Annotated in this window: 11 protein-coding genes; 4 read left to right on the top strand and 7 right to left on the bottom strand. The window is 67.3% G+C overall.

Annotation, left to right across the window (positions count from 1 at the left end; all coding sequences use genetic code 11):
• Positions 1 to 92 precede the first annotated feature (92 nt).
• From nagE to ACZ1H8_RS07535, 5 genes are all read right to left on the bottom strand, one after another.
• The gene (nagE, locus tag ACZ1H8_RS07555) at positions 93 to 1,778 is read right to left on the bottom strand and encodes an N-acetylglucosamine-specific PTS transporter subunit IIBC (RefSeq protein WP_465180718.1); all 1,686 of its coding nucleotides are present in this window, start codon (positions 1,776 to 1,778) and stop codon (positions 93 to 95) included.
• On the bottom strand, positions 1,778 to 4,285 hold the full coding sequence (gene ptsP / locus ACZ1H8_RS07550) for a phosphoenolpyruvate--protein phosphotransferase (RefSeq protein ID WP_465180717.1): 2,508 nt from the start codon (positions 4,283 to 4,285) through the stop codon (positions 1,778 to 1,780). The genes nagE and ptsP overlap by 1 nt, the downstream gene beginning before the upstream one ends.
• 28 nt (positions 4,286 to 4,313) lie before the next feature.
• Positions 4,314 to 5,474: an N-acetylglucosamine-6-phosphate deacetylase gene (gene nagA / locus ACZ1H8_RS07545; protein ID WP_465180716.1), complete on the bottom strand. Its 1,161-nt coding sequence runs from the start codon at positions 5,472 to 5,474 to the stop codon at positions 4,314 to 4,316.
• The gene (locus tag ACZ1H8_RS07540; RefSeq protein WP_465180715.1) at positions 5,471 to 6,547 is read right to left on the bottom strand and encodes an SIS domain-containing protein; all 1,077 of its coding nucleotides are present in this window, start codon (positions 6,545 to 6,547) and stop codon (positions 5,471 to 5,473) included. Before ACZ1H8_RS07540 ends, nagA begins: the two co-directional genes overlap by 4 nt.
• An 84-nt stretch (positions 6,548 to 6,631) precedes the next feature.
• The gene (locus tag ACZ1H8_RS07535; protein ID WP_465180714.1) at positions 6,632 to 7,741 is read right to left on the bottom strand and encodes an acyltransferase family protein; all 1,110 of its coding nucleotides are present in this window, start codon (positions 7,739 to 7,741) and stop codon (positions 6,632 to 6,634) included.
• A gap of 151 nt (positions 7,742 to 7,892) precedes the next feature.
• Here ACZ1H8_RS07535 and ACZ1H8_RS07530 point away from each other — a divergent pair, with 151 nt between their 5' ends.
• Genes ACZ1H8_RS07530 through ACZ1H8_RS07515 form a run of 4 tightly spaced genes read left to right on the top strand, consistent with a single transcriptional unit; the run spans position 7,893 to position 15,608 of the window.
• Positions 7,893 to 11,114, top strand: coding sequence for a TonB-dependent receptor (locus ACZ1H8_RS07530; RefSeq protein WP_465180713.1), 3,222 nt, complete (start codon positions 7,893 to 7,895; stop codon positions 11,112 to 11,114).
• 59 nt (positions 11,115 to 11,173) lie between these two features.
• A complete protein-coding gene (locus ACZ1H8_RS07525) occupies positions 11,174 to 12,679 on the top strand; it encodes a tryptophan halogenase family protein (protein ID WP_465180712.1) in 1,506 nt (501 codons plus the stop codon).
• Positions 12,676 to 14,124: a tryptophan 7-halogenase gene (locus ACZ1H8_RS07520; protein ID WP_465180711.1), complete on the top strand. Its 1,449-nt coding sequence runs from the start codon at positions 12,676 to 12,678 to the stop codon at positions 14,122 to 14,124. Before ACZ1H8_RS07525 ends, ACZ1H8_RS07520 begins: the two co-directional genes overlap by 4 nt.
• Positions 14,121 to 15,608: a tryptophan halogenase family protein gene (locus tag ACZ1H8_RS07515; RefSeq protein WP_465180710.1), complete on the top strand. Its 1,488-nt coding sequence runs from the start codon at positions 14,121 to 14,123 to the stop codon at positions 15,606 to 15,608. Before ACZ1H8_RS07520 ends, ACZ1H8_RS07515 begins: the two co-directional genes overlap by 4 nt.
• Here ACZ1H8_RS07515 and ACZ1H8_RS07510 read toward each other — a convergent pair whose 3' ends face one another.
• Together ACZ1H8_RS07510 and ACZ1H8_RS07505 are read right to left on the bottom strand one after the other, a co-directional pair.
• On the bottom strand, positions 15,609 to 16,349 hold the full coding sequence (locus ACZ1H8_RS07510) for a GntR family transcriptional regulator (protein ID WP_465180709.1): 741 nt from the start codon (positions 16,347 to 16,349) through the stop codon (positions 15,609 to 15,611). It lies immediately after the preceding gene.
• 50 nt (positions 16,350 to 16,399) lie between these two features.
• Positions 16,400 to 17,410 carry a glycosyl hydrolase family 18 protein gene (locus tag ACZ1H8_RS07505; protein ID WP_465180708.1) on the bottom strand — a complete coding sequence of 337 codons (1,011 nt, stop codon included), beginning with the start codon at positions 17,408 to 17,410 and terminating at the stop codon, positions 16,400 to 16,402.
• Positions 17,411 to 17,480 lie beyond the last annotated feature (70 nt).

Raw genomic sequence — 17,480 nt, 5'->3', positions numbered from 1 at the left:
GATAAGTTCCAGCGGTGTAACAACTTGGCCGACCGGCGGGCTCGTCTGTATCCGGTCTGAGGCTGGTGCCGGGGTGATCTTTTCCGCGTCGCTCAGGCCGGTTCGAGCAGATGCACGACGCCGTCGTCCAGCACAACTGCCGCACGATATCCCTGGCCGGCCGCGTCGAGGTCGCTTCGGCCGGGTTCGGCCAGTTCGACGCGCAGTCGTCCATGCAACCGCGTCACGCTGCGGATGTTCCCGCTGCCGCCCAAAGCTTCGATCAATTGGGGGGGCAGCTCGACCGAGTTGGACTCGGGCAGGGAAGCCGGCACCGGTGCGGCCCCCTGTGCCCCGCTGCCCGCCGCGGCGCGGATTTCCATCGCGACCGCATCGGCCACCGGGCCCAGCACGACCTGCACCGCCTTGGCCGAGGGCTTGATCACGCCGCGCGCGCCAAGCGCGGCCAGCGCGGCCTCGTCGATCCGTGACTGGTCCGCGACGATCAGCCGCAACCGGGTGGTGCAGGCATCGACGCTGACCAGATTGGCGCCGCCGCCCAGCGCGGCGACGAACGCCGCGCCGCGGGGCAGCGCGACCGCAGGCTCAGCAGCGGCGGGCGCGGCGGTCACGTCCTCGCGGCCCGGCGTCTTCAGGTTCAGCTTGCGGATCACGATGCGGAACAGCGTGTAATAGACCAGCGCATAGGCGGCGCCGACCGGCAGCAGCAGCAGCGGGTTGGTCGCCTTGCCGAAGTTCAGCACATAGTCGAACAGCCCGGCGGAGAAGCCGAAGCCGAGATGGATGTCCAGCGCGCTCATCAGCGCCATCGAGATGCCGGTCAGCACCGCATGGATCGCGTAGAGTACCGGCGCCAGGAACATGAAGCTGAACTCGATCGGCTCGGTCACGCCGGTCAGGAAGCTGGTCAGCGCGAGGCTGAACAACATGCCGCCGACCGCCTTTTTCCGGTCGCTGCGCGCTTCGTGATACATGGCCAGGCAGGCGGCGGGCAGGCCGAACATCATCACCGGGAAGAATCCGGACATGAACGCGCCTGCGCTGGGGTCGCCGGCGAAGAAGCGGCGCAGGTCGCCGGTCGTGCCCTGGAAATCTCCGACGACGAACCAGGCGATGTTGTTGATGATGTGATGCAGCCCGGTCACCAGCAGCAGCCGGTTGAGCACGCCATAAGCGAACAGCCCGATCCCGCCCGCATCGACGATTCCGCGGCTGGCACTGTCGATACCCGCGCTGATGTGGCCGTAGCTGACGCCCAGCACCGCCGCGATCGCCAGCCCGGTGACGCCGGCCGCGATCGGTACGAAGCGCCGGCCGCCGAAAAAGGCCAGATATTCGGGAAAGGCGATGGTCGAGAAGCGATTGTAGAAATGGCCGCCGATCAGCCCCGACAGGATTCCGATCGGCACTTCCAGCTTGGCGACCGCAGCCTCGCGAAACGCATCCGATGCCATCTTCACCGCGTCGCCCGTCACGTCCTTCAGTGCGTCGGGCGGCACGTCGATGAACAGGCGAAGCGCCTGGCCCACCACCAGGAAACACACCACGCCGGCCAGTGCCGCGGCGCCATTACCGTCGCGGGCGAAGCCGGTGGCGACGCCGACCGCGAACAACAGGCCGAGATGCGCGAAGATCGCATCGCCCGCGGCACTGATGAAGGCGATATCGAGCAGATCGGGCTGGCCGAGCCGCAACAGCAGCGCCGCGACAGGCAGCACCGCGATCGGCAGCATGAGCGCGCGGCCCAGCGGCTGAAGGGCTTCGATCGCGTTGCGCATCAGCCAAGCTCCTCGATGAAAGCGCGGACGTGCGCGCGGATTTCGGTTGCCGATCCCAGTTGCAGCACCGCCTGGGCCAGGTCGCGGCAGCGACCGAGGTCGAGGCGGCGGACCAGCGCCTTGGCCTCGGGCACGAAGCCGGGCGTGGTCGACAATTCGGTCACCCCCAGCCCCAGCAGCACCGGAATCCCCAGCGGGTCCGATGCCAGCCCGCCGCACACGCCGACGACGCGGCCATGACGTGCGCCGCCGGAGCAGCTCTGTCCGATCAGCCGCAGCACGGCCGGGTGCATCGCATCGACGCTTGCCGCCACCGCGGCGTTCTCCCGGTCCATCGCCAGCGTATATTGGGTCAGGTCATTGGTGCCGATCGACAGGAAATCGGCCTCGGCCGCGATCAGGTCGGCGGTCGCCGCGGCCGCCGGCGTCTCGATCATCACACCGACCTGCACATCGTCCGACAGGTTGTCCGCCGCGACGATGCGGTCGACTGCGGCGCGAACCGCGCGCAGTTCGCTCAGGCTGGCGACCATCGGGACCATGATCCGGCACTGGCCGGCGGGACGGACGCCCAGGATCGCGCGCAGCTGCGTGTCGAGCAGCTGCGGATGCGCCAGCGTCGCGCGAATGCCGCGCTGGCCCAGCATCGGGTTCGGCTCGGGGGCCAGCGGCAGATAGGGCGCCGGCTTGTCGCCGCCGATGTCGAGCAGGCGGATGATGATCGGCCGGCCGGGCAGCGCATCGGCGATCGCCTGGTAGCTGGCGCGCTGCTCGGCCTCATCGGGCGCGGTGTCGCGGTCCATGAACAGGAATTCGGTGCGCACCAGCCCCGAGCCTTCGGCCCCGCGCGCAGCTGCCGTCACTGCATCCTCGGGCGAGCCGAGATTGGCGAACAGCTCGATCCGCGTTCCATCGGCCGAGCGGCATTCGTCCTGCGCCGCGACCAGCGCCGCCACCTTGCGTGCCTGAAGCGCGTCGCTGCGCGCACGATGGCCCGCCAGCGCATCGTCGTCGGGCTCGACATGGAGCAGCCCGGCATCGGCATCGAGGACCAGCCGGCTCCCCTCGGCAATGTCGGACAGCGTGGCGCCGACCGCCACCAGCATCGGCAGGCCGAGCGAGGCGGCGATGATGGCGACATGCGAGGTCGCCCCGCCCCGCGCCAGCGCGACGCCGGCGACGCTGCCGGGCTCGAGCCCGATCACTTGCGACGGCAGCAGTTCCTCGGCCAGCAGGATCGTGCCGGGTGCGAAGCTGCGGGCGGCGGGGTCGCGGCCGGCCAGCGCCAGCAGCACCTGGTGCGCCAGATCCTCCAGGTCGTCGGCGCGTTCCGCGAACCGCGCGTCGCCCGATCCGCGCAAAGCCGCGGTCTGCGCATCGATCGCCTCGCGCCAGGCAAAGCCCGCACTGCGCCCGGCGACGATATGCTTCTGCGCCGCGCCCGACAATGTGGGATCGTCGAGAAAGGCGAGATGTGCCGCCAGGATCTGCTGCTGGGCGGCGCTGCCTTGCGTCGCGGAAGCGGTCAGATGATCGCGCACGCGCGCCAGCGCCGCGTCCAGCGCCGCATTTTCGGCCAAACCATCGGCGGCATCGCGGGCCACCTCGGGCAGGTCGGCGCGCAGCCATGCGGCGGTGCCGATGGCGATGCCGGGCGCGGCGCAGAGTCCGGCGAGCGCACCGTCGGGCACTGGCCCGGCCTCGGCGACCGGCGTCACCGTCGGCGCGGGTGCGGCCCGTGCCGCGCTCTCGCCCATGCCGCTGGCGATCAGTCCGGCCACGGCCTCGGCTGCCTCGCGGGCGTCGCGTCCGCGTGCCTCGACGGTGATCGCGTCGCCATGCGACAGGCCCAGCCCCATCAGCGCCACGGCGCTGCGGACATTGGCGCGGCGCTCACCGGCGACGATCTCGACCTCGGCCTGATAGGCGCGCGCGCATTCGCCGATCCGCGCCGCCGGGCGGGCGTGGATGCCGTGGACCAAAGGCACGGTCAGCGTGCGGCGACAGACCTCGCCGTCGTCATCCGCCAAGTCGCGCGGCCCGGCGTCGATCGGCACCAGCGTCATCAGCGATTCGCCGATGCCGACCATCTGTCCGGTCGTGCGCCGATCGATACGGAAGGCGTCGCTGTTGGTGATGATCACCGGCGTGATCAGGCTGGTCGCCGCGCGGCCGACCGCGTCGAGATCGAACCGGATCAGCGGATCGCCGCGCGACACGACGGCACCGGCCGCGACCAGCGGCTCGAACCCCTTGCCGCCCAGTGCGACCGTATCCAGCCCGGTATGGATCAGGATTTCCGCGCCGGCCGCGTTGCGGATCGTGACCGCATGTCCGGCTTTGTGGATCGACACGATCACCCCGTCGCACGGGGCGTGGATCGTCGATCCGGTCGGGTGGATCGCGACCCCGTCGCCCATCATCCGTCCGGCAAAGACCGGGTCGGGTACTTCCTCCAGCGGTGCCGCCCAGCCTTTGACCGGTGCGGTGATGATCAGATCGGCCAAGCCGCACTCCCCCTTTTCGTGTCGGCGCCTAGCCGCGCCGGTGATCCGCTCCGATGCCGTCGGCGATCCGCTGGCCGCCGATCCAGGTGCTTCGCGCATTCAGGTCGCGATCGAGCACCACCCAGTCGGCCCGGCGCCCCGTCGCCAGCGTGCCGTGGCTGGCCGACAGGCCGAGAAACGCCGCCGGCGCCTCGCTCGACATGCGGACCACCTCGACCGGATCGAGACCGGTAATCTCGACGGTGTTGCGAAAGGCGGTGGCCATGTCGAGATCGGACCCGGCGAGCGTGCCGTCCTCATAGGTGCACACGCCGTGATGCACCTCGATGCGCTTGCCCTGCAGCATGAAGCTGGTCGCGTCGGTGCCGACGCTGGGCATGGCGTCGGTCACCAGCATGATGCGGTCGGGCCCCTTGGCGCGGATCGCGATGCGCACCGTCGCCGGGTGGAGATGGGCGTTGTCGACGATCAGTCCGCACCAGCAACCCGGCGCGTCCAGCGCGGCGCCGGCCGCGCCGGGTGCGCGGTGGGTCAGCGGCGACATGGCGTTGAACAAATGGGTAAAGCCGCTCAGCCCTTCGCCGACCGCCGCCTGCACCTCGTCATAGGTCGCATTGGTGTGGCCGGCGCAGACGATGACGCCGTGCGAGACGAGCGCGCGGACATGCGCGAGGCTGGCCCGTTCGGGGGCGATGGTCAGCACGACGCGCCCCGCGCGCGGGCGACTGAGCAGCTCGACCATCGCCGGATCGAGCTGACGGATGCGATCGGCCTCATGGATGCCGCGCTTGGCGGGATTGATGAACGGCCCCTCGATATGCACGCCGACCACGCCGGGTACGCCCGCCGTGATCGCCGCATCGGCAGCGTCCAGCGCGGCTGCGACATGTTCGGGCGTGTCGCTGATCAGCGTCGGCAGGAAGGCGGTGGTGCCGAACTTCGCATGGGCGGCGCCGATCGCGGCGATTCCGTCGACGCTGATATCGTCGTTGAACAACACCCCGCCGCCGCCATTGACCTGGGTATCGATGAAGCCGGGCACCAGCCAGCCGCCGTCGAGGTCGATATCGGGCGATCCCGAAATGGCGGGATCGAGTCCGGCGATCCGCCCGTCGACGACCTCGATCGTCGCCGCGGCGAACACCGCGCGACCGACGATGATCGCGCCATTGGCGATGCGCAGTTTCATACCGTGCGGGTGACCTTGTTCAGATAGGGCGGAGAATCGGGATCATGGCCCCGCGCGACCGCCAGCCTGGCCGCGAGTGCATAGAAGCTTTCGACCATCAGCATCGGCTCGATCATCGGATGTTCGGCCAGGGCGGGCAGGGTGCCGGCGGCACCGCTGGCGTCCGCAAGGCAGACCTGCGCACCGCGCGCCTCGAACAGTGCGGCGGTTTCGCGGACATCGTCGCCGGCGGCGTCGCTTCCCGCCAGCGCGAGGATCGGAAAACCTTCGCCGACGATCGCCATCGGTCCGTGCTTGACCTCGGCGGCGCTGAAACATTCGGCATGGAGGCCGGAGGTCTCCTTCAGCTTCAGCGCAACTTCCAGCGCGGCGCCGTAGCTATAGCCGCGACCGATCACGAACAGGCTGGTGGCATCGGTCAGCATCGGTAGCGCGGCGCTCCAGTCGAGCGCGAAGGCGCGCCGCAGCAGGTCGGGGAGCCGCTCGATCGCCGCTTCGAGTGCCGGATCCTGCGTCCAGGCGGCGACGATCGCCGCCATTCCGACCAGCGAGACGAGATAGGATTTTGTGGCGGCGACCGAGAGTTCGGGGCCCGCGTTGAGCGCCAGCAGCTCGTCGGCGATGCCCGCCAGCGGCGAGTCCGCCACATTGACCAGGGCGACGACATAGGCGCCCTCGGCCTTTTGCGCCTCGACCGCCGCCAGCAGATCGGGGCTGCGGCCCGATTGCGAGATGGCGATGCACAGCCGGGGTGCCGGTGCGGCGGCGGGTCGGGCCGGCACGGGATAGATGGAGGCGATCGACAGCGCGGCGGGGGCGGTGACCACCCCGGTCATCGTCTCGATCGCGAACTTGCCATAGGCGGCGGCATGCGCCGACGACCCGCGGGCGCAGGTGACGACCAAGGCCGGCGGCATCTGGCGCAGCCGCTCTCCGATCCGTTGCAGCGTATCGTAGTTCGCCGCCAGGAAGCGGGCGACGGCAGCGCCCGCTTCCTCGGCTTCGCGATACATCAGCGTCCGAGCGGGATCGATGCCCCCGCTTTCGGGCCGGACTTCGGTGTCTGCCATCATGTGCCGATCATAGGAAAGCCGGTCGGATTCCACAATAGGTATCTTAAAGGTACTATTGGTCTTATCCTCTGGCTCTAGCCTCGCTCAGATCTTGATGACCCAGCGCTTGCGTTGGAGATAGTCGACGCACAGCCAGATGAAGGCGATGTACAGCAGCACCGGGACGAAGGACGCGGCCGCGTCGCCGATCGACCCGCGCAGCGCCTCGAACGGGACCAGCATCAGCTTCCAGGTCGGCATGGGCGCGGTCAGCTGGTGGATGACGTAAGCCGCGATCGCGTTGATTCCGAAGGCCACGCCGAACAGGGTGAAGGCGCGCGTCGCCGGCCCAGCCTCGCCCGGCCGGTCGAGCCAGGCGTGCAGCCCGGCGAGTGCCAGCGTGGTGATGCCGCAGGTGACGAGCACGAAGCTGCTCGACCAGATGTCCTTGATCACCGGGAACGCGAAGCCCCAGGCAACGCCAATGATCAGCATCGCTGCGCCGGCGAGCGCGAGCGTGCGGGCCGCATGGGGCGGGCGCTTCAGCAGATATTCGCCGATCGCCACGCCGATCAGCCCATGGGCGATCGCCGGCAGCGTGCCCAGCAGTCCTTCGGGATCATAGCCCTCGGGGCCTTTCACGTAATTATGGTCCCCGGCGCCCAGCAGGACCCGGTCGACCGAAGCGACGAAATTGTGCCCGCGCTGCCAGATGTCGGTGGGGAGGCCGTCGAGCGCGGGGAGAAGGCTCAGCGGCCAGTAGAGGACCAGGATCGCGGCGATGATCGCCAGGCGGACCCGCGGACCGCAGGCGAGGAACAACAAGGTGCAGGCGCCATAGGCGAGGCCAATTCGCTGCAGCACGCCGAACAGCCGCCAGGCGCCGTCGAAGGTCGCGAACCAGTGGAGGTTCGACAGGATGAACCCCAGCACGAACAGCCTGACGGTGCGTCCGAGAATTGGCCGCGTCTGACTGCCTTCGCTTACCTTGGCAAAGGCCAGGGGGATGGCCACCCCGACCATCATCAGAAAGCCCGGAAACACCAGGTCGGCGAGCATCAGCCCGTCCCAATGGGCGTGGAGCAGGGGTGGCCACACCGTCGCCTGCGCGCCATATTTCATCCCGGCCATCGAGTTGACCAGGATCATCCCCACCACGGTCAGCCCGCGCAGCACGTCGAGCGATACCAGCCTCGGTCGTTCGATCTGCGTCATGTCATGCCCTCCCATTTGCCTCTCGGTACGCCCTGTAGCGCATTGCGTATGGACTCTGTAATTTATTTGTAGTCTATTGGTTATGCACCAACGACAGAATTGGTACTATCGGCGTAGCGGGAACTAAAGTCGATCCAGGGGGAAAGGGTATATGAGAATCAAGGCCAAGAATCCGTCGATTTTCGGAAAGCGGCTCTTGCTCGGCGCGGGCTTCGCGGCACTCGCCGCCGGTCTGGCGAAGCCGGCACTGGCGCAGGACAGCCAGGACGATGTCGCGGACGAAGATACGATCATCGTCACCGGCCAGCGGGCCAATCTCGATTCCGCCCAGAACCGCAAGCGTAATGCCGATACGGTCGTAGACTCGATCAGCGCCGAGGATATCGGCTCCTTCCCCGACAAATCGGTCGCCGAGGCGCTGCAGCGCGTGCCGGGCGTCACCGTGGTCCGTTTCGCCGGCACCGACGACACCTCGCACTTCTCGGCCGAACCCTCGGGCGTAATCGTCCGCGGCCTTCCGCAGGTCCGCTCAGAATTCAACGGCCGCGACACCTTCTCCGCCAACAGCTCGCGCGGGCTGAGCTGGCAGGACATCTCGCCCGAACTCCTCTCCGGCGTCGACACCTACAAGAACCAGACCGCCGACATGATCGAGGGCGGCATCGCCGGCACGGTCAATCTGCGCACGCGTCTGCCGTTCGATTCGAACAAGGACGTGCTGTCGATCGGCGTGATGGGCAATTACGGCGACATCGCCACCGAGGTGACGCCCGAAGTGTCCGGCGTGCTGACCAAGCTGTTCGACACCGGCGCCGGCACCTTCGGCATCATGCTCAACGGCGCCTACAGCCATGTGAAGACGGGCAGCCAGGGCGTGCAGCTCGATCGCATGGCGATCTTTGCGCCGGGCAGCTTCGGTGAGGATGCGGGCAAGGGTAAGGTCTATATCCCGAGTGGGATCTGGATGCGCGACAATGTCTATGACCGCAAGCGCATTGGCATCGCCGGAGCGCTCCAATGGCGATCGGCCGATCGCACGATGGAGGCGACCGCCCAATATACCCGCTCGCAATATGACAATAGCTGGCGCGAACGTTCGATCTACTCGAGCGCGTTCGGCATCTACGGGCTTCCGACCGACTATATCGGCGGTGATGCCGGGGTGGTCCAGCCGCTGGTCGGGACGCCGGACTTCACGTTCGACACCGCCGGAAACTTCACCTCGGGATGGTGGTCGGCACCGACCGCATGGGTCGGCGCGGATGCTGCAGAGGCGGGCGGTCTGGGTCTCAACGCAAGCGGCCAGAACTTTTTCAACCTATGCTATGCCTGGGATCCGACCTGCACCAACACGCGTCGTGCGCCGCAGCTGGACACCGCGTCCAACGCCCTGCGTAACAAGCAGTACACCCAGGACTTTACCTTCAACTTCAAATGGTCGCCGACAGATCGCGTCCATCTGAATTTCGACGCGCAATATGTCGATTCCGAAGTTCACAACTATAATGCCTCGGTCACGGCTCGGACCTATGTGAACACGTTCGTCGACATGACGGGACGCTATCCGACCTTGTCCTTCGCGCCCAATGTCGCGGACAACATCAACCTGTCGAGTGGCGGGGTGACCAATGCCAACAACTATCACTATTATGCGATCACCGATCACACCGAGGACAGCGACGGCGGCGAGCTCGCCTTCCGTGCCGATGTCGAATATGAGTTCGACACGCCTTGGCTGAGCTCTCTGAAGCTCGGCGCCCGCTATGCCGATCGCGATCAGACGGTGCGGTGGGGCGCGTATAACTGGGCGAACATCTCGAACACCTGGACTTATACTCAGGCGCCCTATTTCAACGTCGACAGCCAGGTCTATCCGGGGGGCACCTATGAGAGCGCCCGCTTCGGCTCGAACTTCTTCGCCGGACATCAGCTCGATCAGCGCGAGTTCGTGTTCTTCAACATGGACAAGCTAGAAAGTCGCGAGCAACTCGCGGCATCGCTCGGGCGGCCCAGCATCGGCGTAGGGGACTATTATCCGGTTTGTTCGAACGCTGGCTATCGCGCAGGCGAGATGGTCAGCGGAGACTATGGGTGCTACCTGCCCAGTGAGATCCTGAAACTGAGCGAGACGACCACCGCTGGCTATGCGATGCTCAAGTTCGGCGGACCGGATGCGCGGGTCGGCGGCATCGGGGTGTCGGGCAATATCGGCGGCCGCCTGATCTTCACTGTCAATGAAACCCAGGGTGCGGTCACCTTTCCGATCGGGTTCACGCCGAATCAGCTGGAGTGCAGGCGCGACGAGCAGGGCGGCCGACCGACGGTCTCGGCGGGTTGCGTCACGACGCCGGACGAGATTGCTTTCGGCAATGGCGCTTTTGTCCCGAACACCGCGCGCGAGGATCATGTCCACTTCCTGCCCAGCTTCAACCTGAAGCTGAACTGGACTGACAAGCTGATGACGCGCTTCGCCTATTCGAAGGCGATCTCGCGTCCCGATGTCGGCCTGTTGCGGAACTACACCACGATAACGCGGCTGTCGCCGAACCTGACCGACCTGTCGAACCCCGATATCATCTTCGGCCCCGGCGGTACGATCGTCGGCTATAACTGGCGCTATCGCGGGCAGGCAGGCAATCCGCGGCTCAAGCCGATCGAGGCGGACCAGTTCGACGTGACGCTGGAATATTATTTCGGCCGCGCCAGCTCATTCACGACCACCGCCTTCTACAAGAAGTTCAACAATTACATCCAGTCGGGCACCTATAACCTGACCGTCACCAACAATGGGGTGACACGCGACGTGCTGGTGACCGGGCCGATGAACGGCGACGGCGCGTCGATAAAGGGTGTCGAGGTCGCGTTCCAGACCTTCTTCGACTTCCTGCCCGGCTGGCTGAGCGGGTTCGGTGTCCAGGCGAATTACACCTTCGTCGACAATAACGGCATCGAGACGATCAACCTGACCAGCGAGACCGGCGGCGGCACCTCGGGTGGCGGCGTCTCCTATGACACCACCGCGGTGCGGGCGAACGCGCTCGAGGGCATCTCGAAGCACAGCTACAACCTGGTCGGCATGTACGAGAAGGGACCGGTGTCGATCCGCGTCGCCTATAACTGGCGGTCGGACTATCTGGTGACCGCGATCGACTGCTGCGTCGGCCTGCCGATCTGGCAGGACGGCAATGGCTATCTCGATGCGTCGCTGCGGCTGAAGCTCTTCCGCCAGTTCGAGTTCATCGTCCAGGGCAGCAATCTACTCGGGACCGATACCGTGCTGCGCCAGCAGATCGACAATACGGGCCGGACCAAGCCCAATGCCTGGTTCAAGAACGACCGGCGCATCCAGGGCGGGATCCGCTTCACGCTGTAACGGGGGGCGGGGGCCGGCCGATGCTGGCCCCCGCGCGACTTCTTGCTAAGGATAGGGCGATGACGGCCCCTTTCCGGATCGCGATCGTTGGCGGCGGAACCGCCGGCTGGATGTGCGCCGCCGCCTGCGCGGCGAAGCTCGACCCGGCGCGCTATCAGGTCCGGCTGATCGAATCCGAGGAGATCGGCACGGTCGGCGTCGGCGAGGCGACGCTGCCGCAGATGAAGGAATTCAACGACTTTCTCGGCATCGACGAGGCCGAGTTCATGTCGGCCACCCAGGCGACCTTCAAGCTGGGCATCGAATTCGTCGACTGGGGCCATGTCGGTGCGCGCTACATCCATCCGTTCGGCGCGTTCGGCCGGCCGATCGGGGTCGCCGATTTCTTCAACTATTGGCTGCGCATGCGCGAGACTGCGGGCCCGCTGTCCGACTATTGCCTGGCGATCGTCGCCGCGCGGCAGAACCGGTTCGACTTTCCGGCGAAGGACCCGTCCGACCCTGCCTCGTCTTTCTCCTATGCCTATCATCTCGATGCCGGGCTCTATGCCCGCTATCTGCGCCGCTGGGCCGAGGCACGCGGGCTGGAGCGGATCGAGGGACGGATCGTCTCGGTCGATCGCAATCCCGAGAGCGGCGATATTGACGCTGTCAACATTGCGTCGGGCGAAACGATCGAGGCCGATCTGTTCATCGACTGCTCGGGTTTTCGCGGGCTGCTGATCGAACAGGCGCTCGAGACGGGGATCGAGGACTGGTCGCACTGGCTGCCTTGCGACCGGGCGATGGCGGTGCCGTGCGACCGCGGCGGGGAGTTCACCCCCTATACCCGCTCGACCGCGCGCGAGGCCGGATGGCAGTGGCGCATCCCGCTCCAGCACCGCACCGGCAACGGCTATGTCTATGCCAGCGCCTTCCTGTCGGACGACGAGGCGGCGTCGCTGCTCCTGTCGCGGCTTGACGGCGCGCCCCAGGCCGACCCCCGCGAGCTGCGGTTCCAGGCATGCAAGCGGCGCAAGGCGTGGAACCGCAATGTCATCGCCATGGGCCTGGCCGGCGGCTTCCTCGAACCGCTCGAATCGACCAGCATCTATCTGGTTCAGATGGCGGTCGCGTTCATGCTGAGCCTGCTGCCGGAACAGGGGCGGACGCTTCCCGCGCTCGCGCGTGAATATAACCGGGTGATGGACATCGAGTATGACCGTATCCGCGACTTCCTGATCCTCCATTACCGGGCGAGCACGCGCGAGGATTCGGAACTGTGGCGCTACTGCCGGGCGATGGCGATCCCCGACAGCCTGCAGGACCGGATCGACCGGTTTCGCCACCGCGGCCATATCCGCGAATATCGCGACGGCCTGTTTGGCCCGCCCAGTTGGCAGGCGGTGTTCATCGGCCAGGGGGTGGAGCCGCAAGCGCATGATGTGCTGGCGGATATCATGCCCGAGTCGGTCCTCGCACAGCGGATGGCGGAGCTGCGCGCGCTAATTGCCCGCACCGCTGACGCCATGCCCGATCATGCCGCAACGGTGGCGCGCCACTGTGCGGCCGGAGCGCCGCAGTGAAGGTTGGTCGCGTCGTCGTGGTCGGGCAGGGCCATGCCCCGGCAATGGCGGCGATCGCGCTGCGCCGCGCCTTCGGCCCGGTCGGGGTCGAGGTCAGCTGGATCGAGGCGCCTGGCGAGGCGCCGGTGGACGCGGTGCTGGTCGGGCTGCCCAATTTGCTGGCGTTTCATCAGCTGCTCGGCCTCGACCCGGCCGCGATACTGCGCGATAGCCAGGGGTGCTTCACCATGGGCCGCCACTATGTCGGCTTTGCCGGCGAGGGGCGCGAGCATCTCCACGGGTTCGGACCCGTAGGCCGGCCGATCGCCGGTCTGCCGTTCCTGCCCTTCTGGCTGAAGGCGCGCGCCGCAGGGCTGCCCGCGGGCATTGGCGACTTTGCGCGCGAGGCGGTGGCCGCGCGCAACGGCCGCATCCGCGTCGCCGGCCAGGGTGCCACCAGCCACGGCCTGCACCTCGACGCGCGTGGCTATGCGGGGCTGCTGCGGCGCCATGCGGTGGCGGCCGGCGTGACGATCCGGCCCGACCCCGCGCCGCGCGCGCTGGTCGCCGAGGGTGCGGTGCGGCGGATCGGACTGTCCGACGGCAGCTGGATCGATGCCGATCTGGTGGTCGATGCAAGCGAGGACGCGGCGATCCTCTCGGCGCTGGGTAGCGGCGATCCGGTCGATGCGGCGCTGTCGGGCATCGGCCGCTTGCTGATCGGGGCCGCCCGGCCGATGCGACCGCTGCCGCTGTACAGCCATGTCACCGCACACACCGCCGGCTGGACTGCGCTGCATCCCTTGCGCGACCGGACCGCGGTCGCCGCCGCCTATGACCCGGCACTGATGTCGGACGAGGCGGCGGTGGCGCTGCTGCCCGTGCCGCTGATGCGCGACCCCGTCTTCATCCCGCTGACCCCGCGCGAGCGACGCGCGCCCTGGATCGGCAATGTCGTCGCGATCGGCGCAGCGGCGGCGATGCCCGATCCGCTTGCCGCGCTCGAGCTGCACCGCGTCCAGGTTGCGCTGACCCATCTGATCTCGCTGTTCCCGGTTCGCGCCGACGTGATGCCCGAGGCCGGGATCTATAATGAGGAGCTTGCCGGCTGGTCGGCACGGATGCGCGACTTTGCCGCCCTGCCGCATGCACTGAACGGACGGAAGGGCGAGCCCTTCTGGGATGCAGCGCGCACGCGTCCGGTCTCGACCGATCTGGAGGCCAGGATTGCCCTGTTCGCCGCGCGGGGCATGGTCGCTGCCTATCATCAGGACAGTTTTGCCGAGGACGAGTGGGAAACCTGCCTGCTCGGGCTGGGCATCCTGCCCGAAAGCTGGGACCCGCAGGTCGACCGGGTCGACGAGCAGCAGGTGATGGCGGACTTCCGCGATCAGCTCGCCGCGATCCGCGCCGATGTCCTTGCGATGGACATCCACGAGGCGGCGCTTCAGCGGGCAATGGCGTGACCGCGCGTCCGATCCGGCACACGGTCATCGTCGGCGGCGGTACGGCGGGGTGGATGTGCGCGGCGGCGCTCAGCCATTCGCTCGGGCCGGCGGGGCATCGCATCACGCTGATCGAATCGGATGCGATCGGCATCGTCGGGGTCGGCGAGGCGACGGTACCCTCGATCCGCGAGTTCAACCGGATGCTGGGGATCGACGAGGATGCGTTTCTTCGTGCGACCCGCGGGACGATCAAGCTGGGCATCGAGTTCGCCGACTGGGGCGGCGCGGGCCAGCGATATTTCCACCCTTTCGGCTATTTCGGCACCGACATGGCGGGGGTCGGGTTTCACCATCACTGGCTGCGGCACGTCGCGGCCGGCGGTGATACCGATCCCTGGGCCTATAGCGTCGAGGCGCAGGCGGCAGCCGCCGGGCGGTTCGATCGCCGGTCGCGGCACGGCCCGATCCACCATGCTTTCCACTTCGATGCCGGGTTGTACGCGCGCTTTTTGCGCACGCGCGCGGAAGCCGCCGGCGTCATGCGGGTCGAGGGTGAGATCGTCGATGTCGCGCAGGACGGCGAATCCGGCCATGTCACCCGCGTCTCGCTGCGCTCTGGGAAGCGGATCGAAGGCGACTTCTTTATCGACTGTTCGGGCTTTCGCGGGCTTCTGATCGAGGGGGCGCTCCAGTCCGGCTATGTCGACTGGTCGCACTGGCTGCCCTGCGACCGCGCGGTGGCGATGCCCGGTGCCCGGGGCGAGGGGCCGATCGCGCCTTATACCCGATCGACCGCGCGCGAAGCCGGGTGGCAGTGGCGCATCCCGCTCCAGCACCGCACCGGCAATGGCTATGTCTATTCCAGCCGCCATCTCGACGACGATCGCGCCGTCGAATTGCTAGCGTCGCGCCTCGACGGCGGGCCGCTGGCCGAGCCCAATAGGCTGCGCTTTACCGCGGGGCATCGTCGCCGATGCTGGAACGGCAATGTCGTCGCGCTGGGCCTTGCCAGCGGCTTTCTCGAGCCGCTGGAATCGACCTCGATCCATCTGATCCAGACCGGGATCATCCGCCTGCTCGGCCTCTTCCCGCGCCAGTCGATCGATCCCGCGGTAGTCGAGCGGTTCAACGCCGATACCGTCCATGAATATGAACGGCTGCGGGACTTCGTGCTCGCCCATTATGCCGTGTCGTCGGGGATCGACACGCCCTTCTGGCGCGACGTGCGCAGCACCGCGCTGCCCGACAGCCTGGTCGCCCGGATCGAGGCGTTCCGCATCAGCGGCAACATCCTCAACGAGCCGACCGAACTGTTCGGCCCGACCAACTGGTTCGCGATCCTGTGGGGGCAGGGCGTGCGGCCGGCCGACCATCATCCGATCGCCGACGCGCTGCCGATCGAGGAACTGCGCCGCCGGCTGGGGTTGCTGCGTCAGCGGAGTGCCGAGATGCTGGCCGACCTGCCGCCGCACGAGGCTTTCCTCGCCCGGCTTGGCGTGTGATCAGCGCGTGTTGAGCTCCGCGACCAGGTCGTAGGCGTCGCCGCGATAATAGCTCTGGGTGAACTCGGCGGTGCGCCCGTCGACCAGGAAGCCGCGGCGTTCGATGAACAGCCCGGCATCGCCTGGTGCGACGCCCAGTGGTTCGGCATGGTCGGCGGTGAAGTTGACCGCGCGCAGCCGCTGAAGCGCGCGGACCGGCAGGTGACCGGCACGCTCCAGCGCCTCGTAGAGCGAGGCGCCGACAGCATCGACCGAGGGCAGGCAATAGCTGGGCACGGTCGCGAACTCGAGCGCCATGGGCAGGTCGTCGGCGAAGCGGATGCGGTGGAAGCGATAGACCGAGGTGCCCGGCGACAGGCCCAGCGACATCGCTTCCTCGGGCGTCACCGCGCCCTCGCTCTTGCTGACCCAGGCGCTGTGCGGCCGGCGACCGCGCGACACCATGTCCTCCGAAAAGGAGGTCAGGCGCGAGAAATTTTTTTCGACGCGCGGGGCGACCACGAAGGTGCCGGCGCCGCGGCGGCGCGACAGCAGACCCTCGCTGACCAGGCCGTCGACCGCCTTGCGCACGGTGATGCGCGAAATGTCGAACTCCTCCGCCAGCTCCCGCTCGGTCGGAATAGCGGCATCAGCCTGGACGACGCGATTCTCGATCGCGTTGCGCAGGCCCTTCTGGAGCTGGAGATAGAGCGGGGTGGGATCGTCCTTGTGCAGGCGCCCGACGCTCTCGATGAATGACACTGGCTTTCGTCCCCGTTCGCGACCGATGATGTTCCAGCCGCGGGGGCTAGTCAATTCGGCGTGGAAGTCTCGTACAATTGACCCGCGATCGTGCGGGCCAGCAGCTGAGTATCGCTATCCTGGGTTATTTCCCAGACCATCACGCCACCGGCGCGCGCGCGGGCCAGCGCCGCCTTGCGCCGGATCGTCGCGACCGAGTTGAAGGTGAGATAGTCGCAGCCGGCACAGGCCTTGCCGATGACATCGTCGGTCAGCGCCTTGTCAGGATAGCGGGTCAGCAGGTCGCGAAAGTCGAGATGGGCCGGATAGCTGCCAAAGCCATAGCCATAGAAGGGCACGCCGAGCACCAGCCGGTCCGGGGCCACCCCGCGATCCAGCCACAGCGTGACGTCATGCTCGGCCTGGGCCGGCGTCGCATGCTCGCTGCCCGGCGTCCCCCAGCTCGGGCCGATCGCGTCGTACGACATCGCCATCACCAGATCGAAATAGGGGATCGAGCTGATCGGGATCATCCCGCCCTCATAGGAGGCGGTCGCGACCGTCAGCAGCTTCGATCGCGCCTTCAGCGCCTTCGACAGCGCGGCGATGAAGGGAGTGTAATTGCCCTGCCGATCGATCTTCGTCAGCAACTCGCCCTCGATATCGATATCGATCCCGTCGAGCCCGGCCGCCTCGACCGTCGCCAGCAACTCCTTCACCAGCCGATCGCGCGCACCCGCGGCGGTCAGCGCTGACCAGTCGCCGGCGCAGTTGGGAATGATCCCGCCCGCGACCGACAGCAGCACCTTGGCACCTTTCGCACGCAGGCGGGTTGCCGCGTCGCGGAGCTGGGGGACGGTCACATGATCCTGCGCGCCGTCCTCCATGCAGGTCATCTGGTCGCCTCGCATCAGCCGCCCCGATGGATCGGGATTGGCAAAGGCGATATTGATATGGGTGTAGCCGTCGATGGGCGTGGTCGCGGCGCGCGAGACCAGACCCTTGAACGACGGAAGATAGCCGACCAGCACGGGCTTGGCCGCAGCGGGCAATGCGCCAAGCGCCGCCGCCGACAGGACCATTGCAATACCAATAAATCGAAAAATCGAGACGCTCATGGCAATAACTCGCTGATATAAGAGGCACTCCGAT

This window comes from Sphingomonas sp. BL-S-25 (assembly GCF_055521555.1).
The sequence above is the reverse complement of the archived record's forward strand: the minus strand, read 5'-3'. Positions and strand labels throughout refer to the sequence as shown.